The organism is Rhizobium sp. CCGE531, from assembly GCF_003627795.1.
Taxonomy (GTDB): Bacteria; Pseudomonadota; Alphaproteobacteria; order Rhizobiales; family Rhizobiaceae; genus Rhizobium.
On sequence record NZ_CP032685.1, the window covers coordinates 1,156,363 to 1,175,971 of the forward strand.

Consider the following 19,609-nt stretch of genomic DNA (forward strand, 5'->3'; position numbering starts at 1 on the left):
ACAGCCAGTGCCCGCAACTTCCTGTGCTATCGATGGTGATGTCCGCCGTCGTGATCGCCATGATCGCCGTCATCGCCCTCGCTGTCCTGGTCGTCTCCATGATGATCGCCCCATCCGTGGTCACCTCTGCCATGACGGTCGTGATGCTCATGGTGATCGTGATGCTTGCCTTCGTCGTCATCGTGCTCGTGCGGTTTGCCTGATATGTCGGGCATACTTGGCGTACTTGGCGTACTTGGCGTACTTGGCGGATTTGAGACATCCGGCGTGCTGGGAGTTTCGTGCGGCGTGGCGGGCGCCTCGGCGCGTGGCGATTGCTGGGGGCTGGGTGCGTTCGGCGTATCGTGGGGCGCCGGAGCAGGATTATTCGCCGGAGCGCTGCGCGGAGATATACCGTTAGGCCGATCTTTCATCGCCGTCGACAGACCGCATCCGCCGCCGCCGGCAAAACCCATTCGTCCCGAAAGCTGCTGATCGCCGGACAAGAACGGCAAGGCTCGCTGGTTGCCGAGGGTTTTGAGAATATCGCGGTTGACCCGGCGCGGATCGCTGATCTGACCGTTGCGTTTTGCAACGACGCAGTCGCATTGCTGCTTCAACTGCTTGCAGCCGCCGGCACCGCAGAATTGCGCGGCGCCGCTCAACAGAACGACTGCCGTCGTGCCATTGGCCCCGACATAGAAATCGAATACCGTCCCGCGCACGCCGATCGTGCCGGCCGGAGTCACGATCTGATAGGCGGAGTGGTTCGAATTTCCGCTCATCCAACGAAAAGTGCCCTTTGCCGCATTTACGGTCAGCTTTTTGACCGAGCCCGAGTCGTCGAAGACGAATTTATCGATGACGACAGACGAGCCGGCTCCCACAGCTAGTTTCGTGCCGTCCCGAAAGGTGAACTGGCCGAGACCCGAAAGGGAAGTCCGAATTCGCTCGTCGCGATGCACGGCATCATCGACCGCGAGCGGACCGCCTTCGCCGGTAACTTCGGTTTTAATCAGCACCGCCTGGCCGACCTTCTCGGCGGCTCGCGAAGACAACGGCGCGAGCAGCGTGACACTCAGCGCAACGGTCGCGGCGTGACGCAGGTACGACATCCCACCCTCCAGGCTTACCTATGTTTTACCATAGGACACCCTCGAATGTCGCATCATCCTTTCTGAGTATAAATGGTATAGGCTGAATTTGGCGACCTCTAGCACGACGCTTCGGACTCGTCGGCTTGAGCGCCATCGCCGAGATTTAGATGCTCCGAGCCTCGGCGTCCGCTAAATTCCTTGGAATTCTATACGACCGTGAGGCCATAGTGGTCGCTCGGCCATAATCCGTCCACCGGGTAGTTGAATACGCATTCGGCCGACTGAACTTCCGCACGAGCTTTCGGGTGCGCATCCCATCGATCTCGAATGCATGCCGACCGGATAAGTTCCTCCAATATGGGATTGCGACGGCTGCGAAGGATCATGGAAAATGCGGCTGCCGCACCAAGCGGGCAAAAGCATAAGAAAAAATGGGCAATATCAAGCGTTCGCATCCGATCCGCTTGATCTGGCGCCGACTGACCGCTAGGTTGGCGTCGCAATCAAACTGTACAGACACGGGGACTGGTATGCCTACTGGTAAAGTTAAGTTTTTCAACAGCGACAAGGGCTTCGGCTTCATCGAGCCGGAAACGGGAGGAGCCGACGTGTTCGTGCATGTCTCCGCCTTGCAATATGGCGATGTGCTCAGAGAAGGGCAGTCCGTTTCCTATGATCTCGGCCAGGATCGAAAGACCGGCAAGTCGAAGGCGGAAAACGTCAGGCCGCTCTGACGAAGACAGACACAGCACCATCCAACACATTAGGATTGTGTTGTGGCGATGCTGGCTATGTCAACCGACATGTGAATTGCGCGTGCATGGTGTACGACCCAGCAGAAGCGCATGGAACTATCATGTCTAGCGTTCTTTCCTTGCATCTATGGAGTTGCGCTCCATAGATGCAAGGATGATAGGGGCGATGCCCACCTCTTGGGAATATTACAGCGCCGCGTGTCTTTTAAGACGCGCGGCGCTGTAATAGTTTGAAAGGCTGTATCATGAGGGTCATCGCCGATGCCCTCCTTATGCGGCTCCCTCGCCGATTTCCATATAGCGTGCCAATGCCAGAGCGGCGTTCAGCATGTGCTCGCGCATGATCAAAGCCGCTTCCGTTGCATCGCCGCGCATCATTGCTCGCAAGATCGCCTCGTGCTCAAGGAATGAAGCGGTCAATCGCTTCGGTTGACGCAGCTGCGTTCTGCGGAATGGCAGCAGCCTTGCACGAAGCCGCATCAATTCATCAAACAGAAACTCGTTATGCGCGCTGCGATACAATGTTTCGTGGAAGGATAAATTGAGCTTGTCATACTGTTCGAAATCGTTCGCTTTCGCCGCAAGCTCGGAACGCTCGTGAATTTCAGCCAGAACCGCGCGTTCCATGCCTGTTATGCGATGCGTTGCCAGACGGACGCACATGCATTCCATCTCCGCGGTCACTTCGAACATCTCCATCAGCCGCGGCAAGGTCAGCGGCAGGACCGTTGCGCCGCGTCGCGGGCGAATCTCAACTAGGCCGATCGCCTCGAGTTGACGCAGGGCTTCCCTTACCGGGGTGCGAGAAGCGCCAAAGCGGCTACTCAGCGTTGCTTCGTCCAAGCTTGTGCCAGGCCTTATGGCACCAGAGGAAATCTCATCCATCAGAACCAGTCTAATGCGCTGACCGATCGATCCAGCTTCGTCAAATTCCGTCATTTCAAACCTTGCTTCCGATTTGGCGGGCGACCATTCAGTTTTACACCATCCAATTCGACAGATAGCAATCGATATGAACCATCAAGCCGCATCGGGTTCGTTCTGCCTATTGGCGATGAGATCGTCGACGACGATCTTGCGCAGGATACGGCATTTGACAGTCTTCTGCCGCGCCGATCGGCCGGCATATTCACGATGTTTCAGCCGCCTGCAATCGCCCGTACGGCAAGATAAAGGATCGAAGGTGCAACAAGGCAGCCCAGCCCCGTATGAAACGTTGCCGTCAGTGCGCCATAGGGAACGAGGCGACGATCGGTCGCCGCCAAGCCGCCCGACACGCCGCTGACGGTTCCCATCAGGCCACCGAACACCATGGCGCTGCGAGGATTGTCAAGGCCGATCGCCTTGGCGACGATCGGTGTTCCGACCATGACAAGGACTGCCTTGAAAACACCGGTCGCGATGGACAGCGCGATTACAGCCGAGTTTGCACCCAAAGCCGCCCCCGTCACGGGGCCGACGATGTAGGTTATGGCACCGGCGCCGATCGTGGTGGTGGATATGGCATCCGTGTAACCGAAAGCCACGGCGAGCAGGGAGCCGACGATGAACGGAAGAACCGTGCCGAGGCCAAGGGCAAGCGCACCGACAGCGCCAGCCTTGCGAGCCTGGGCAACGTCCACTTCAAAAGCCGTGGCGACGATGGCGAAATCGCGCAGCATGGCTCCGCCCATCAGGCCGATGCCGCTGAGGATGGGAATATCCACAACCCCTTTTTCGCCTCCGGTCCACAGACCAGCGGCAAAGGCCGCGGCGAGCCCCAGAACGATTGCGATAGCCGAGCCGTGAACGCGGCCGAACAGGACATGTTTCGAAATGGCATTCGACAGCCACATGACCAATCCGACGATCGCAAACGCGGTGAGCAGGCTGTTGGCGGTCAAACCGTGTTTCAGGATCTCCATGGAAGCCTCCCTCAGGCCGCGTTGCCGGAGGCGGCAAGCTCACCCCTGGCCCTCGCTTCGATTTCATCCATCGTTTCGCCTCTCTCGCCGATACGGCTCATCAGCGCGACGGTCGCGAAGCAAACGAAAACCGTTACGATGCCGGCAATCAGCACCAGCGGACCGCTGCGCGCAGCCACCAACACGTTCTGCTGCGCCGCCATGGCGACAACAATCGGAATGTAGAGAGCGCCCCAGAATTCGACGCCGAGTTTGAGCGGAAGCGTCAATAAGCCTCGTCTGCTCAGCCACAGCCGCGTGGCGATGAGCAGGATCATAGCAATGCCGACACCGCCGACATTCGCCTTCACGCCAAGCGCCACGCCTAAGAGATCGCCAAGGACGCTCCCCAGGAGAGTGCAAAGGGCAAGCATTGCGACACCGGAGATCATCATGGCCGATCCTCCCCGCATGCGCGCCCGAAGAAATACAAGATCGACATTTGTTCTCCTCCCATGAATACAAAAATGCCTTGTAGCGATTTTAAAATACACATTATTGCGCTTCTGGCAATTGTATATATAGTGAACGCATGAAAATGCTCTCTTGCGCATACAAAGGGCAATTGAAATGCGAGATTGGAACACAAAGGGTCGCGACAGACAGACACGTCTCGAAGCCGGCCAGCGTTTCTCCGCCGGCAAGCTTGTCGACCCGCAGCACCTCGTCGCTTTCCTGGAAGCGATCCTGAAGCCGGGTGATCGAGTTTGCCTTGAGGGCGACAACCAGAAGCAGGCCGACTTGCTGGCCAAGGCGCTGTCCAAAGTCGATATCGCCAGGATACACGACCTGCATATGGTGCAGTCGGGCGTGGTCTTGCCTGAGCATCTCGATATTTTCGAAAGCGGCGTCGCCCGACGGCTCGATTTTTCCTATTCCGGCCCGCAGTCGGCCCGCATCGCCCGCATGATGTTCGGCGGCCAGATCGAACTAGGTGCCGTTCACACCTATCTGGAACTCTTCGCCCGCTACTTTATTGACCTGACGCCACAGGTGGCGCTCATCGCCGCGGTCAGCGCGGACAAGGCGGGAAACCTCTACACCGGGCCGAATACGGAAGACACGCCAACGGTCGTAGAGGCGACGAGCTTCGGCAAGGGACTGGTCATCGCCCAGGTGGGCGAAATCGTCGATCGCGTGCCGCGCGTCGACATTCCCGCCGACCAGGTTCATTTCGTAGTGAACGCCAAGCGCCCCTTCTATGTGGAACCGCTGTTCACGCGCGATCCTGCGGCGATCACCGAAACGCAGATCCTAACGGCAATGCTGGCTATCAAGGGGCTGTACGCTCCCTATGGTGTGCGCCGCCTGAACCACGGTATCGGCTTCAATACCGCTGCCATCGAGCTGCTGTTACCGACATACGGCGAACGACTGGGATTGAGGGGCAAGGTCTGCACGCACTGGGCGCTGAACCCTCACCCCACCCTGATCCCCGCCATCGAAGCCGGGTGGGTGGAGCAGATCCATTGCTTCGGGTCCGAAGTGGGCATGGAAAACTATATGCGGGCCCGCCCCGACATTTTTTTCACCGGGCCTGACGGCTCCCTGCGCTCCAACCGTGCCTTCTGCCAGACCGCCGGACTTTATGCCTGCGACATGTTCATCGGCTCGACCTTGCAGATCGATCTTTCCGGCAACAGCTCGACCGTGACCGGCAGCCGGGTCGCCGGTTTCGGCGGCGCCCCCAATATGGGATCGGACGCGCGCGGCCGGCGCCACCCGAGCGAAGCCTGGTTGCGTGCCGGCAGCGAAGCCGACCCCGCCGCAGCCACCCCTGCCCTGCGCCGCGGCCGCAAGCTGGTCGTCCAGATCGGCGAAACCTTCGGCGACGGCATGGTGCCGATGTTCGTCGAGCGTCTGGCCGCCCTCGATCTCGCCGACAAGCTGCAGCTCGATCTGGCTCCTGTCATGGTTTACGGTGATGACGTGACCCATATCGTGACGGAAGAAGGGATCGCCAACCTGCTGCTGTGCCGCGACGGGCAAGAGCGGGAGCAGGCGATCCGGGGCGTGGCTGGCTACACCGAGGTCGGCCGTGCCCGAGATCGTAAGATGGTGGAGCATCTGCGACAGCGCAAAGTCATCCAGCGTCCCGAAGACCTTGGAATAGATCCGTTGGATGCCGATCGCAGCCTGCTGGCTGCCCATTCCATCAAGGATCTGATGCTTGCCTCCGGCGGCCTGTACAGGCCGCCTTCCCGGTTCCGCAATTGGTAAGGCCGATGCCATGGAAAACCTGCTCTATGAACTGAAATCGACGCAGACCGGCGGAACCCGTGCCGTCGCCCTGGTGGGCGTCGTTGCTTCGGGTAACCTCGAAATATTGCTTGAACGGCGGGAGGCGCCCGACCGATGCGTCATCGAGATCGCAACGCCGGCCCATGGTTTCAGCGAGCTGTGGGCGGCGGTTACCGAGGATTTCGCGGCACGCTCCGCCGCCGGCGGTCTGCGCATCACGATCAATGATGGCGGCGCGCGCCCGGATATGGTGGCGCTGCGCCTGGCCCAGGGCGTGCGGCTGATGGAGAAGCCAGAATGAACAACCCCCACACGCTGCGCCGCAGCTGGTATGAAGAGTCCGCCCGCGGCCGGTTGTTGCATCTGCTCGACGCCGACAGCTTCGCCGAATTCCTAGGCCCGGAGCGGCGGGAGACGAGCCCTCATCTTGCGCTCTTCGATCTGCCTCGGCAGTTCGACGACGGCATCATCGTCGGTTCCGGCCGCATCGACAGCCGCCCCGCGCTGGTGGCCGCCCAGGAGGGGCGCTTCATGGGCGGCGCCATCGGCGAAGTGCATGGCGCCAAGCTGACGGGCTTGCTGCATGCCGCAGCTAAGATGCGGCGGGATACCGTCATTCTCTTCGATACGGGTGGCGTGCGCCTGCAGGAGGCCAATGCCGGTGAGCTGGCCATCTCCGAGATCATCCGCGCCGTGCTGGACGCGCGATCCGAGGGTGCGCGCGTCATCGGTCTTCTTGGCGGCCGGGCCGGCTGCTACGGCGGCGGCAGCCTGATTGCCGGCTGCTGTTCGGCACTCGTCATCTCCGAGCAGGGGCGCCTGTCCGTTTCCGGGCCGGAGGTCATCGAGACGAACAAAGGCGTGGAAGAATTCGACTCCCGCGACCGGGCACTGGTCTGGCGAACCATGGGCGGCAAGCATCGCTACCTGATTGGCGGAGCCGATGTCTTCGTCGAGGACGATATCGCCGCGTTCCGAGCCGGTGCGATGGCGGCGCTGCAACGGCCAGCCAGTTTGGATGAGACGGTGCTGCAAGCAGAACAGACGCGGCTCGAACATCGATTGCGCCATTTTGGCGATGCCCATGATGCCACCGAGATATGGGCGCGGCTGCGGATTGAGCATCCCGCCGAAATACCGGAGCGGGACACCGAGACTTTCCTGACCACAGCCAATATTCATCGGGAGAGCGCCGATGCAGCTCGCTGATATCCTTTCCTCACTCTTTCCCGCCGGCCACGAGGCGGCGCAGGCGGATGGGCTCGTGACCGGCTGGGGCCGGTTGGACCAACAAAATCGGATCGATCTGATCGGCATTGCCGATAAGACCTATCCGGGCGTCGACGAGGCGGTAGCGATGGCCGCACATATCCTTTCGGTCGCTCGGCGGCCGGGCGGCTCGCCCCTGTTATTCCTGGTCGATTCCGGCAGCCAACGGATGAGCCGGCGTGATGAACTCCTGGGCCTCAGCGAGGCGCTGGCACACCTGGCGAAAGCCCTATGGCTGGCGGAGCATGCCGGGCATCGGACGGTCGGCCTTCTCTATGGCGGCAGCGCTGCCGGCGCCTTCATTGCCACCGCATTGGCCTGCGGCTCGCTGGTTGCCCTGCCGACCGCCTGGCCCGAGGTCATGGATCTGCCATCCATGGCCCGCGTAACCAAGCTGCCGCTCGCCACCCTGAAGGAAAAGGCCGAGACAACGCCCGTCTTCGCGCCCGGCCTCGATAATCTTCTTGCCACCGGCGCCATAGCGGAAGTCTGGGATCCGGCCGTCTCTTTGAACGCTCAACTCGCAGCACTTCTCGCCAAGCCCGTTTCGAGTGATCTGCGGGCGCGATTGGGCGCCGATCGAGGCGGCCGGCCAAAAGCTGCCATGATTGCAGCCGAAGTAGAGCGGCTGGCTCTGATCCATGATTGATGTCGCCGCCCTCCGCCGCCACGATCTCGCCTATGTGTCCTCCGAAGCATGGCCCGGCCTGCTGCGCGGCCAGGTCGAGGGGGAATTGGAGCCCGATCTGCTTGCTTGGGCGGCATTGGGACGACCGGCAATTTTCCGTCGTCGAATCTGCGCCGACCCGATGGACACCCTACCCTTGGGCCTGCCTCTGCCTCCGGGCATGGGACGCAAACGGCTTGCTCTTTCCTGCCCGCCAGTTGCCGTGATACGGACGGCGCCTCCTCCTCTATTGAAGGATGTGCTGGCCGCGGCGCCGGCTCGATGGCGCCCGACCATTGACGCGCTCCTGGAGGCAGTCCCCTCGTGTCGCTGTTTCGGAAGTCTGGCTTGGCAATATCTGACGGGCCTTTCCTATCTGACCGGCACGTCCGATCTCGATCTTTTAGTCGAGTGTCGCGCGAGCACGGATGCGGCGCGCGCAGCAGCCTTACTCGACGCGATTGCCGAACGCGCGCCGATGCGTATCGACGCTGAATTGATCACGCCTTCCGGCACAGCCGTGCAATGGCGGGAATGGCTATCTGGAAATCCGGAGATCTTGATCAAATCCCATGCCGGATCGGCCTTGATTGCGCGGGAGGCGCTCTTTGCATGACGTTTCCGTTGCTGGCCGAACCACGTCCTGTCGCCATCAAGCATTGCGATCCCACATTGATCGGGCAGCATGCCGCACGGGCGCTCATCCTGGAGGTGGAAACCTGGCCCAAGCCTGGATTGGTCAGCCACATCGACAACGGCGCTCATGCCGACATGGACGCCGATCTCCTGCGCCACAGCGCCCGGACGCTGGAGCCGTTCTTCATCGCGCTTGCCGAGGCTGGCGCCATGGATGCTGGCATGGATCGCCTGCGCCAAATCGGCGTGGAAGCGGAAAAGGCAATGCGGGATGCGACTGGCGGAGTGAACACCCATCGCGGCGCCATCTTCGGCCTCGGCCTTTTGGCGGCGGCGGCCGGCCTGGCGGCGACGTGCGATTGGCAGGGGCCGCTCGGCGCCCTGATCGAGCTGCGTTGGGGACAGGACATCATCGGCAAGGCGCTAGAGCATGACAGTCACGGCGGCATCGTGGCGCGACGCTACCGTGTCGGAGGCGCCAGGGCCGAGGCGGCTGCCGGCATGCCATCCGTCTACGATATTGCCCGCCCGGCACTTGCCGAAGGGCGGCGCCTGGCGATGGGTGACGAGGAAGCCGCGAGGGTCCATGCATGCATGGCCCTGATCGCCGTGGTCGATGACAGCAATTTGCTCTATCGCGCCGGTCCCGAAGGGTTGAATTTCGCCCGCGACAAGGCCCGCGCCTTTCTGGCGGATGGCGGGGTCGGACGGGCGAACTGGCGCTGGGATGCCAAAGCCATTCACGAGGCGTTCGTCGCGCGCAATCTCAGCCCGGGCGGTTGCGCCGATCTGCTCGCCATAGCGCTGTTTACAGAGGTGTTGGAATTGTGACCCTCGCGCTGCTCTGTTCGGGCCAAGGCCATCAAAATCGGGAGATGTTCGGGCTCCTGGCAACGGAACCCGATGCGCAGCCCGTTTTCGAGGCCGCGACCGCCGTGCTTGGCACCCACGCGATGGACTTCTGCCGGACTGCATCCGAAACCGCCTTGCATGCAAACCGCGAAGGCCAGATCCTGTGTGTGACGCGGGCGCTTGCCATTGCCGGCGTCCTTTTCCCGGCCGGCGCGCCAAGCGAAACGATGGTGGCCGGTTACAGCGTTGGCGAAATGGCGGCGTGGGGGGTGGCCGGCGTCTGGTCGCCCAAGGATACGCTGAAACTGGTCGATCAGCGGGCACGGGCAATGGACGCCGTGGCTGGACCGGATGATGGGCTCGGCTATGTGCGCGGCTTGCCACAGGCGGCCGTGGAACAGCTCGCCGGTCGCTACGGTTGCGCAATTGCCATTGTGAACCCGGATCTTCTGTTCATCGTTGGCGGCGACAGGCGATCGATCGATGCGCTCTGCGTGGCTGCGCTGGAAGAAGGTGCCGCGCGCGCCGCCCCGATGGCGGTCCATGTCGCCTCCCATACCCCGCGGCTGGTCGGTGCGGTAGCACCGTTTGAGAGAGCGCTTGCCTCGGTGGTCATGAGCCGCCCGGCCCTGCGCCTCATGACCGCCAGTGGCGCCACTCTCGTTGGCGATCCGCATCGCGCTCAGAAGGGTCTGGCGCGGCAAATCGCCGAGAGGATCGATTGGGCGGGTGTGATTGAGGCCTTAGGCGAACGTGGCGTAACCGCGATCCTCGAACTCGGGCCTGGCCGCGCTCTGGCGGAAATCGCGGCCGTTGCCCTGCCTGCGGTCAGCGTACGCGCAATCGATGATTTCCACAGCCTCGCGGGCGTTAGGCCCTGGCTGGCTGCCCGCTGAAATCAAAGCCTCGTCGCGGGCGATAATTTGATTTTCAACCGTCTCGAACGGCTCCATCAGCCAAAAACGAAAACAAGTGCATGCAATTATCGTATGCATAATCCGTTAGCGATGTGCCGCATATTCGTGCGGCTGCGCAGAAAACTTGAATCTCCGCGCGGCCTGCCACCAATCTTACGTCATTCCGATTGCTGTCATATTCTTATTTTGAGAGTTTGGCATGGCGCTCGCTCCCGCTATTGCATGCGATTATCGCATACGATAGGGAGAGACGGAAATGCACAATTTTTCACTTACGTCCCGCGACATCAGTCGCCGCGGTCTCCTCAAGGCCGGTGCCGCAGGTGCCGCTTTCGCAGCCTGGGTTCTGATGAACAGCAAGGAGGAAATGCCTGATGAGTTATAGCGAGGAATTCATGAAACGGGCGGTGGCCATATCGCGCCGCGCTCTGAGCGAACCGGGAACCGAACCCTTCGGCGCGGTCGTCGTCAAGGATGGCGAGATCGTCGGCGAGGGTCTCAACCATTCCCTTGCCCATTTTGACCCAACGTCCCATGGCGAAATCGAGGCAATCAAGGACGCCTGCCGAAACCTGAGATGTGTCGATCTGACAGGTGCCGATATGTATACATCCTGCGAGCCGTGCGCAATGTGCGTGGCGACGATGGAAGTTGCGGGCATTTCGCGGTTGTTTTACGCCTCGTCCATGGCGCAGGCCGGAAAGGCGTTCGAGAACCTGACGAAAGCCGAGCGCCATCCGATCGACGTCGACAAGGTGCGTGCCGCCTCGGGCGCCCTGGTCGACGATCGCGACATGCCGTCCGAACAGCATCTCGGGGAAGAAGCCACAGACATCCTCGAAGCCTGGGCAAGAATGAAGAAGGGCCGGTGAAATGAAGAATTCGCAGGGTGGCGCGAGGTCGCGGTCGGTCAACGACCCGACCGCAAAAGGCAAGGGCCCGCCGCGGGACATCGAGAACATGACGATGAGACCTGTGCCCGCGTCGCGGACGGAAGCCGTCCAGGAGGCGCTCAGGCAGGCAATCATCGAGCAGAAGCTGAGACCTGGCGCGAGACTTCCGGAAGACGCGCTCGGGGAAACCTTCGGCAGCAGCCGCACCATTGCAAGGGAGGCGCTGGGCCGCCTTGCCGTGGAAGGACTGGTCGACTTGAAACCGAACAAGGGCGCATTCGTCGCCAACCCGACGCTCGAGGAAGGGCGTGACATCTTCATGGTGCGCAGGGGGCTGGAGCAAACGGTCACCGGCCTTTTGGCCGGCAGGCTGAAACCGGACCAGATCATGCAGCTGAAGGCCTTCAACGAGAAGGAACGCAGCGTTTCGGGCGTGGACGAGAGGGAGTCGATCCGTCTCGCGGGCGAATTCCATCTCCTGCTGGCGCGGATGACCGGCAACCAGCTTCTGATCCGCTACGTCACCGAGGTCGTGTCGCGTTGTTCGCTCATCCTTGCCATGTATGGACGGCCGCATTCGGCCGATTGCGGCGTTGACGAACACGCCGAGATCATCGCGGTGCTGGAGCGTGGCGATGCGCCGAAAGCATCGCACCTGATGGACCATCATCTCGAATCCGTCGCGGGCCGTGCCATGCTCGAAGCTCGGGCGGAGCACGATATCCGCGAGCTCCTGGCACCCTACGCCGCGCGCGTCAAAGGAATGACGGAATGAACATGAATGCACGGGCGCCGGACGGCGCGGCCCGCACAGGCTTCGACTTCACCACGCTGTCCGCGCGCGAGCGATACAAGCTGATGATCGGCTCGATCATCCCGCGTCCGATCGCGCTCGTGACGACGGTCGACGAAGAGGGGCGGTTCAACGCCGCGCCCTTCAGCTTCTTCAATTGCCTGTCCGCCGACCCGCCAATTCTTGCGATCGGCGTCGAAAACAATCCCGACATGTCGTTCAAGGACACCGGTCACAACATCCGCATGACGGAGGTCTTCACCGTCAACATCGTCTCCTTTGCAATCGCCGAGGCGATGCACGTCTGCGGCACAAAATTTCCGCGGGGAGTGGACGAATTGAAGGAGGCGGGCCTGACAGCGATGCCCGGCACCAAAGTCGCCTCCCCTTACATTCTGGAGGCTCCGGCCGCCTTCGAGTGCCGGCGGCACGTGACGCTGGAACTGGGCAAGTCCCGGCAGATCATCATGGGTGAAATTCTGTTTGCCCATTATGCCGAAGGCATTGTGGACGAGAGACTGCACGTCGATCCGGCCGGGATTGACGCAATTGCCCGGCTTGGGGGAGACACCTGCTCAACTATTCGCGACCGCTTCGAGATGCTGACCCCGAAGCTTTGACGACGTTGCGTGTTCTACCGCGTTCTCAGACCCGGTAGAGCAACCATTTCAGAGAAAATTAGGGTACCGCGCTCTTGAAGGGGTAGCGTCGAGCAGTGTGCGCATCAATCGGAGAGCCGCTTTCCCGCTGCGATGGCTAAGCCGGCGGCAAAGGTCTCGTCCCGGCATTCATTTCGAAAATCGGCAAGACGAACAGCAATCTCGCGACTTTTCCATGTCTTGAATTTTTACGCGTTAACTAATAAATTTTCGTGTGCCATTTTTTATCATGACGTGAAGGTGACAAGACCTTACCTGGAATTTGCGTCTCCGGCTGCGCTTCCTTCCATGCAGACGCATAACCATCACGAGAGCAATTCCAGGAAAAGTGCGTAGCGGTTTTCAGTCCGGAATTGCAAGAAAACAAAGAGATGGAGCGGTTCAGAGATTCCGTGAAAAGCTGAACCGCTCTGGTAGATCGGGGTGATTGGAAAAATGGTCGGCTTTTGATGGAAAAATTGACACATAGGACGATGGAGGACTTCGCGAAGTCCTGCGGCGTCTCTCGCCCGACCCTTTCCAAGTATTTTGACGATCCGACCAGTGTGAAACCGACGACACGGGCGCTGATCGAGGCAGCACTTCGCTCGTCGGATTACCAGCCGAATCTTTATGCGCGGAACCTCAATCGCAAGAGGACGCGCAATGTCGGCATCCTGGTTCCCGCCCTCACCGACCCCTTTTATGCCGAGATGGTCAATCGTCTGGAATTGCGGCTGCGCAACGAGGGCTATTGGCCGATCGTGTTCTCGTCGCACGGATTGCCGGAACTTGAAGCCGAAGCGGTCAACACAATGTTGTCGTTGAAGGTAGCGGGGGCGATTGTCGCACCGCTGGGGCAGAAATCCGATCCGCGTACCTTTGAAAAACTCGCGCAGAACCTGCCTATCGTTTACTTCGATACTTACATCGAGGGGAACACGCCGTTCATCGGCAACAACAATTACCAGAGCGTGGCGACGATCGTGGAATATCTCTGCCGATCCGGGGAAGCGCCGGCCTATTTCGACATTCCGCATGTCAATCATAACTCACCGGAAAGGCTGGCAAGCTATATCGCGACGATGGAAACCGCAGGCTACGAGCCGCTGGTGATCGAGACCAACGCCGCCTACACATGGGAGTTCGAACGCATCGGATACGAGCAGATGGACGGCCTGCTCCAGGCAAAGGCTCTGCCACGCAAAACCATCCTGTGTGCCAATGACCGTCTCGCCTTCGGTGTTATGTCAGCCGCCTTTTCGCACCGGCTGAAGGTTGGGCGAAAAAAGGGAGACAATCTGCGTGTCGCGGCCCATGACGATCATCCTTTGAGCCGCTATACCTGCCCGCCATTGACGACGATGGCGCAGGATTTCGCCGCGATGACCGCAAACAGTGTCGATGCGTTGCTGACGCTGCTGGGGGACATGGATGCGCCGGTTCGGTCGATCACACACAAGGTCACCCTGGACGGGACGTTGGTCATGCGGCAATCTGCTTGAAGCGGCGCTCCTGATCTATTAATTCGCAATTCCCTCGAAGCGGCGCCACGCTGCCACGGCTTCTTCTATCGCCTGCCGAGCCTCGGGCACGTATCTCCCCATTGAGGCGAAGCCGTGGATCTGTCCTTGCCAGTGGCGATGCACAGTGCGCACCCCATCTTGCCGCAGCCGCTCGGCATAGGCGATGCCTTCGTCGGCCAGGATGTCGTGTCCGGCGGTGATTACGAAGGCCGGAGCTACCCCCTCGACGGTCTCGGCCTTTAATGGCGAAACCCTCCAGTCGGCAATATCGGCTGCGGTGCGGACATAGTGATCGCGAAACCATCTCATCGTCGAGGCGGTCAAGCCGAAGCCCTCGGCATAGCGGCGATAGCTATCGGCCGTCTGCGCGGCGTCCGTGTTGGGATAGATGAGCAGCTGCGCCGCAAGCGGCGGGGCGTCGCCCGCACGCGACATCAACGCCAGTACGGCGGCAAGATTGCCACCGGCGCTGTCGCCGGCGACGGCAATTCGCCCAGGATCGACGCCGAGATCGGCGGCGGATTGTGCCGTGAACGCCAATGTCGCAGCGCAATCGGTCAACCCGGCGGGAAACTTGTGTTCCGGCGCCAGCCGGTAGTCCGGGCAGATTACGGTGCATTCGGCAAGGTTGGCGAACCATCGACAGATTTCGTCGTGAGATTCGAGATCGCCGATCACCCAGCCGCCGCCATGCAGATAGATAAGACCGGGACGATCCTTCAAAGGCGCGCCGATGCCGCGATAGATGCGCAGCGTGACCGGACCGTTCGGACCGACGATCCGGCGATCCTCCACCGAGACCACCTCCTCCCTCGTGCCCTGAACCGTCGGGCAATTCGCATCATAGTCGATGCGGGCCTGCTGAACCGTGCCGGTTTCAAATGGCCGGCCGTTCGACCGATTGGTCATGGCGAGAATGCGCCGGGCGCTCTCATCCAGCTGTTCCATCGGATCAATTCTCCTCTGCGGCAATCAGGCCAAAAGGCTGCGTGCTTCATCTTCGCCAAGACGCGGCGGCGGGATCAGTTCCGTGCCGATGCTGACAGATTGCCGGCTTTCGCCCGATTGGAGAATGGCCTCCATGATTTCGAGGGTATGAAGCGCCAGGTCTCCAGAGGCGCGGGGCTGCCTGCCCCCCTTGAGCGCCCGCGCGAGGTCGGCGACACCGAGCATGCGGTAATTGGCCCGGTCCGGTGCGGCGAAGGGCCAGTTCCTCGCGCCGTAAAGTTCGCCGTCACTTTCGAAATCGCGCCAATCGGCGCCACGTTCGGACAGCGACACCGTTCCGCCGAATGTGTCCGGGTCGGGCAAGCGCAATGAGCCCTCGGTACCATGTAGCTCGATCGGATGATTGGAATGGCGAAAGACATCCCAGGATGCGCCGAAATTCACGGTCGCGCCGGACTGGAATTCCAGAAGCGACAAAATGTTGGTCGGTGTCCCGACATTGAAGCGCGTGTTCTTGAATGGACCGTCGGCGGTGATGAGACGTTCCTCCTCGCCCTTCGTCGCCATAGCCATGACGCGCACCACCGGACCGAGCAAATTCACCATCATGGTCAAGTAATAGGGGCCCATATCGAAAACCGGGCCGCCGCCAGGCTGATAATAGAATTGTGGATTGGGATGCCAGTGCTCCATGCCACGTCCCATCATGAAGGCGGTCCCGCTGACAGGACGGCCAATGGCCCCTTCCTCCATGAGCCTCCGCGCGCGCCGTCCGGCTGCGCCAAGGAAGGTATCAGGTGCGGAACCCAGCAGCAGTCCACGCCGCTTGGCCTCCGCCACAAGAATGCGGCCCTCGGCCGCCGATGTCGCAAGCGGCTTTTCCGTGAAGACATGCTTGCCGGCCGATAGCGCCGACATGGTGACGTCGAAATGGACGGCTGGAACGGTGAGGTTGAGCACGAGGTCGACTTCGGGATCGGCAAGCAATTGGTCGACACTCAGGGCGCGAATGCCATATTCGCGAGCACGCAGCGCGGCCGCATCAGGCGATATATCGGCGCAGGCGCGCAATTCCACGCCGGCAAACAGCGCTGCATTACGCAAATAAGTCATCGAGATGTTGCCGCAGCCGACAACGCCGATGCCGAGTTTTGCTTTTGAATTATCAGTCATATTTCCCGTTCCTCCCTGACGCACCTTATCGGCTCGCCGCGTCTCGACGCAATTCGAACCATGGCCCCTGGATTGAGTTAAAGCATCTTATTTCTTGACGCGCGACAATTTTTTATGAAACATACGATAATGCTGGCGCGGAGATTTTGGAGGATGCCAGTCTTTCCTGGGAGGGAAATCATGTCTGATATCAAGAAGACGCCGGCCAGCTCGACCGCCGCCGGATTTTCCACGATGCTCGACCGTCGCCAGTTGCTGCTGGGGGCAGTAGGTGCAGCCACCCTCGGTGTCGCATCGGGATTTGGCATGCGCCCGACGCGTGCCGCCGACCGTACCGAAATCAGCTTTGCCAGTGCGAGCTTCTTCGGCAAGGAAGGCCTCGGCGATCTGGTCAAGGCCTATAATGAATCTCAAGACCGGATCATGGTCAAATTCATCGAGCTGCCGCCGCCAAGCTCGTCGACCGAGGTCTATCAGGGCCTCGTTCAGCAGCTGGCGCGCCGGAATGGAACGCCTGACGTCTTCACTCAGGATGTGGTCTGGATTGCTGGATTTGCATCCGCCGGCTGGGCCCTGCCGCTCGACCAGTACTTCCCGAAGGAAAAGCGTGGCGACTATTTTCCCGGAACGGTCGCCGCCTGCACTTACGATGAAAAGCTGACCGCGCTTCCGTGGTTCGTCGATTCCGGCATGTTCTACTATCGCAAGGATCTGGTGGAGAAGCATGGTGGCAAGGTCCCCGAAACCTGGGACGACATGGCAACCATGGCGGCCGCGGCCCAGAAGGCCGGCGATGCCAAGTTCGGCTATCTCTGGCAGGGCAAGCAGGCCGAGGTTCTCATCTGCGACGCCGTGGAAGTCATTACCTCCAACGGCGGTTCCATCCTTTCCGCCGACGGCAAATCTTCCGTGATCGGCGACAAGGCGGCAGTCGAAGCAATTCAGTTCCTCTACGATACGATCAACAAGACGAAGATCAGCCCGCAGAACGTTCTCTCATGGGACGAGGAGCCCTCCCGCCAGCCCTTCACCTCGGGCGAAGCGATGTTCATGCGCAACTGGTCCTATGTCTATCCGATCGCGCAGGATCCCAAAGCCTCGCATGTGGTCGACAAGGTCGCGGTTGCGCCGCTGCCGCATTTCGCCGGTGGAAAAAGCTCGGCCTGCCTGGGCGGCTACCAGCTTGGCGTCAATGCCAATTCCAAGAAGCGGGAAGCGGCAATCGAGTTCCTGATCTGGATGTCGTCTCCGGAAACGCAGACCCGCCTTGCTCTGAATTTCGGCCTGGCACCCTCGCGCCCCGCCATCTTCCAGGATGCGAAACTGAAGGCCGAACAGCCGTTCATGGCAAGCCTGCAGAACGTCTTCACCGGCGCCACGCCGCGGCCGATCACGCCGCAATACGCCAAGGTGACGCTGGCGCTGCAGTCCAGCATTTCCAAGGCGCTGGTCAGCGGCAACGTCCAGGCCGAGCTGAAGGCGGCCGCCGAACAGATCAACAAGATCATCGCCTGACATGAATGGCGCAATCACGGTCCCTGCTGTCGACCGAACCCCAAAAGCAAAGTGGGCGCTTCCGAGCGCCCTCTGGCCCTGGCTTTTGCTATTGCCGGCCTTCCTATCGCTTGGATCGGTTTCCTTTTATCCGATCGTCAATGGCGTCTATCTCTCCTTCACCAATCGTTCCCTGATTACGCAGGACAATGATTTCGTCGGCCTTGCCAATTACGCGCAGTTATTGGCCGACCCGCCGTTCTGGAATGCGTGGTGGCATACGATCTGGTTCACCGCCGTCTCGACGGTGCTCGAAACGCTGATCGGCCTCGCCATGGCACTGATCCTTTGCGAAACCTTCGCCGGCCGCGGCATCGTCCGCGCGGCGATGCTGGTGCCTTGGGCGATGCCGACGGTGGTCACCTCGAAAATGTTCGGGTGGCTGTTCGACGGCCAGCACGGCATCATCAATTTCATCCTTCTCCATCTCGGGCTGATCGACCAGAATGTGAACTGGTACGGCTCGCCCGACACGGCGCTGACGACGATCATCCTTGCCGACGTCTGGAAGACGACGCCCTTCATGGCGCTGCTGTTGCTGACAGGTCTTCAAACCGTGCCTAAATCATTGATCGAGGCGGCGCGCATGGATGGCGCCAAGGCATGGATCATCTTCTGGAATATCCGGCTGCCTTTGTTGCTGCCAACGCTCCTGATCGCCGGCCTTTTCCGGGCGCTCGACGCATTTCGCGTCTTCGATCTGGTCTATGTTCTCACAGGCGGGGGTCCGGCCGATTCCACTGAAACATTGTCCACCCTATCTTACAAGGTTCTGTTTTCAACCTTGCAGTTCGGCTACGGTTCGGCCGTTTCGACCGCGATGTTCATCACCGAAGGGCTGATCGCCGTGGTGTTCTGCCTCTTCCTCATCAGGCAGATAAGGAAGACGACATGAACGAAAGCCGCTCCGTCTTTCAAAGCGTCATGATCTATGCCGGCGCGCTCCTCATTCTCGTCTGGTCCGCAGGGCCGTTCCTCTGGCAGTTCTCGACCTCTTTCCAGCTCGACAAGGCGCTGACGGAAGGAACACCGTCGCTCATCCCGCACCCGTTCACACTGGAACATTATTACAATGCCTTCGTCGAAAAGGGCCTGCATCATTATGTGCTGAACTCGCTGGTCGTATCGCTCGCAACCACTGCCCTTTGCCTGATCGTCGGTTCGCTCGCCGCGTTTGCGCTGTCGCGTCTCGATGTGAAGGGACGATATGGGATCCTGATGGTGATCCTGTCGGTCTCGATGTTCCCGCAGATCGCGCTCGTCGGCCCGCTCTATCTGCTGGCATCCGACTTCGGGCTGCTGGATACTTATACAGCGCTCATCATTACCTATCTGGCGCTCGGGCTGCCGCTCGTCACTTGGGTCCTGTTTGGCTATTTCGAAACGCTCCCGCGCGAGATCGACGAAGCAGCGCGCATGGACGGCATGCGAGTTATCGGTCTTCTCTGGCACATCATTCTGCCGATGTCGCTTCCGAGCCTGGTGACGACGGGACTGCTTGCCTTCATCACCGCCTGGAACGAGTTTCTGTTCGCGCTGGCCTTCACTTCGGACAGCGACAGCCAGACGATCCCGGTGGGCATCGCCAATTTCACCAACCAATATTATGTGCCCTGGGGAGACATCGCCGCCGCATCGGCTGTCGTCACCGTGCCGCTCATCATTTTGGTGCTCTTCTTCCAACGACATATCATCGAAGGCCTGACCCAAGGCGGAATCAAGGAATAG

The 19,609-nt window shown here is 60.6% G+C and carries 21 protein-coding genes; 15 read left to right on the forward strand and 6 right to left on the reverse strand.

Annotated elements, in window-relative coordinates:
• Positions 1–26: 26 nt before the first annotated feature.
• Complete coding sequence (locus CCGE531_RS24900) at positions 27–1,094, reverse strand: FecR domain-containing protein (RefSeq protein WP_120668737.1); 1,068 nt, start codon at positions 1,092–1,094, stop codon at positions 27–29.
• Between the two features lie 512 nt (positions 1,095–1,606).
• On the opposite strand from CCGE531_RS24900, the gene CCGE531_RS24910 reads away from it, so the two are divergent.
• Positions 1,607–1,810, forward strand: coding sequence for a cold-shock protein (locus CCGE531_RS24910; RefSeq protein WP_120668738.1), 204 nt, complete (start codon positions 1,607–1,609; stop codon positions 1,808–1,810).
• A gap of 291 nt (positions 1,811–2,101) precedes the next feature.
• Here the strand turns inward: CCGE531_RS24910 and CCGE531_RS24915 are convergent, their stop codons facing one another.
• The 3 genes from CCGE531_RS24915 to madL all read right to left on the reverse strand — a co-directional run bounded on the left by CCGE531_RS24915 (position 2,102) and on the right by madL (position 4,169).
• On the reverse strand, positions 2,102–2,770 hold the full coding sequence (locus tag CCGE531_RS24915; protein ID WP_120668740.1) for a GntR family transcriptional regulator: 669 nt from the start codon (positions 2,768–2,770) through the stop codon (positions 2,102–2,104).
• Between the two features lie 200 nt (positions 2,771–2,970).
• The gene (madM, locus tag CCGE531_RS24920; protein WP_120668742.1) at positions 2,971–3,735 is read right to left on the reverse strand and encodes a malonate transporter subunit MadM; all 765 of its coding nucleotides are present in this window, start codon (positions 3,733–3,735) and stop codon (positions 2,971–2,973) included.
• An 11-nt stretch (positions 3,736–3,746) separates the two neighbouring features.
• Complete coding sequence (gene madL / locus CCGE531_RS24925) at positions 3,747–4,169, reverse strand: malonate transporter subunit MadL (protein WP_120668744.1); 423 nt, start codon at positions 4,167–4,169, stop codon at positions 3,747–3,749.
• A gap of 175 nt (positions 4,170–4,344) precedes the next feature.
• On the opposite strand from madL, the gene mdcA reads away from it, so the two are divergent.
• The 11 genes from mdcA (at position 4,345) to CCGE531_RS24985 (ending at position 14,185) form a co-directional block, all read left to right on the forward strand.
• Positions 4,345–5,994 carry a malonate decarboxylase subunit alpha gene (mdcA, locus tag CCGE531_RS24930; protein ID WP_120668746.1) on the forward strand — a complete coding sequence of 550 codons (1,650 nt, stop codon included), beginning with the start codon at positions 4,345–4,347 and terminating at the stop codon, positions 5,992–5,994.
• Positions 5,995–6,004: 10 nt separating this feature from the next.
• Positions 6,005–6,316, forward strand: a complete 312-nt coding sequence (gene mdcC / locus CCGE531_RS24935; RefSeq protein WP_120668747.1) for a malonate decarboxylase acyl carrier protein — start codon at positions 6,005–6,007, stop codon at positions 6,314–6,316.
• Entirely contained in the window at positions 6,313–7,224 is a 912-nt protein-coding gene (locus CCGE531_RS24940) for a biotin-independent malonate decarboxylase subunit beta (protein ID WP_120668749.1), read from the forward strand. The genes mdcC and CCGE531_RS24940 overlap by 4 nt, the downstream gene beginning before the upstream one ends.
• Complete coding sequence (locus tag CCGE531_RS24945; RefSeq protein ID WP_120668751.1) at positions 7,211–7,933, forward strand: biotin-independent malonate decarboxylase subunit gamma; 723 nt, start codon at positions 7,211–7,213, stop codon at positions 7,931–7,933. The genes CCGE531_RS24940 and CCGE531_RS24945 overlap by 14 nt, the downstream gene beginning before the upstream one ends.
• Positions 7,926–8,567: a malonate decarboxylase holo-[acyl-carrier-protein] synthase gene (mdcG, locus tag CCGE531_RS24950; protein WP_120668753.1), complete on the forward strand. Its 642-nt coding sequence runs from the start codon at positions 7,926–7,928 to the stop codon at positions 8,565–8,567. The genes CCGE531_RS24945 and mdcG overlap by 8 nt, the downstream gene beginning before the upstream one ends.
• The gene (mdcB, locus tag CCGE531_RS24955; protein WP_120668755.1) at positions 8,564–9,418 is read left to right on the forward strand and encodes a triphosphoribosyl-dephospho-CoA synthase MdcB; all 855 of its coding nucleotides are present in this window, start codon (positions 8,564–8,566) and stop codon (positions 9,416–9,418) included. Before mdcG ends, mdcB begins: the two co-directional genes overlap by 4 nt.
• Positions 9,415–10,335: an acyltransferase domain-containing protein gene (locus tag CCGE531_RS24960; RefSeq protein WP_120668757.1), complete on the forward strand. Its 921-nt coding sequence runs from the start codon at positions 9,415–9,417 to the stop codon at positions 10,333–10,335. Before mdcB ends, CCGE531_RS24960 begins: the two co-directional genes overlap by 4 nt.
• Before the next feature lie 395 nt (positions 10,336–10,730).
• On the forward strand, positions 10,731–11,228 hold the full coding sequence (locus CCGE531_RS24970; RefSeq protein WP_120668761.1) for a nucleoside deaminase: 498 nt from the start codon (positions 10,731–10,733) through the stop codon (positions 11,226–11,228).
• A gap of 88 nt (positions 11,229–11,316) precedes the next feature.
• Positions 11,317–12,024: a GntR family transcriptional regulator gene (locus CCGE531_RS24975; RefSeq protein ID WP_245459297.1), complete on the forward strand. Its 708-nt coding sequence runs from the start codon at positions 11,317–11,319 to the stop codon at positions 12,022–12,024.
• Between the two features lie 83 nt (positions 12,025–12,107).
• Positions 12,108–12,662 (forward strand): flavin reductase family protein, encoded by a 555-nt coding sequence (locus CCGE531_RS24980; RefSeq protein ID WP_120669416.1) that lies wholly within the window; start codon positions 12,108–12,110, stop codon positions 12,660–12,662.
• 488 nt (positions 12,663–13,150) lie between these two features.
• Positions 13,151–14,185, forward strand: a complete 1,035-nt coding sequence (locus tag CCGE531_RS24985; protein WP_120668763.1) for a LacI family DNA-binding transcriptional regulator — start codon at positions 13,151–13,153, stop codon at positions 14,183–14,185.
• A gap of 18 nt (positions 14,186–14,203) precedes the next feature.
• On the opposite strand, the gene CCGE531_RS24990 is transcribed toward CCGE531_RS24985, so the two are convergent.
• Together CCGE531_RS24990 and CCGE531_RS24995 are read right to left on the reverse strand one after the other, a co-directional pair.
• Positions 14,204–15,154: an alpha/beta hydrolase gene (locus CCGE531_RS24990; RefSeq protein ID WP_120668765.1), complete on the reverse strand. Its 951-nt coding sequence runs from the start codon at positions 15,152–15,154 to the stop codon at positions 14,204–14,206.
• Between the two features lie 24 nt (positions 15,155–15,178).
• Positions 15,179–16,327, reverse strand: coding sequence for a Gfo/Idh/MocA family oxidoreductase (locus CCGE531_RS24995; protein WP_120668767.1), 1,149 nt, complete (start codon positions 16,325–16,327; stop codon positions 15,179–15,181).
• Between the two features lie 180 nt (positions 16,328–16,507).
• On the opposite strand from CCGE531_RS24995, the gene CCGE531_RS25000 reads away from it, so the two are divergent.
• The 3 genes from CCGE531_RS25000 to CCGE531_RS25010 are packed head-to-tail and all read left to right on the forward strand — an operon-like array spanning position 16,508 to position 19,609.
• On the forward strand, positions 16,508–17,842 hold the full coding sequence (locus CCGE531_RS25000) for an ABC transporter substrate-binding protein (protein WP_120668769.1): 1,335 nt from the start codon (positions 16,508–16,510) through the stop codon (positions 17,840–17,842).
• 1 nt (position 17,843) lies between these two features.
• On the forward strand, positions 17,844–18,776 hold the full coding sequence (locus CCGE531_RS25005; protein WP_120668771.1) for a sugar ABC transporter permease: 933 nt from the start codon (positions 17,844–17,846) through the stop codon (positions 18,774–18,776).
• Positions 18,773–19,609 (forward strand): carbohydrate ABC transporter permease, encoded by an 837-nt coding sequence (locus CCGE531_RS25010; protein WP_120668773.1) that lies wholly within the window; start codon positions 18,773–18,775, stop codon positions 19,607–19,609. Before CCGE531_RS25005 ends, CCGE531_RS25010 begins: the two co-directional genes overlap by 4 nt.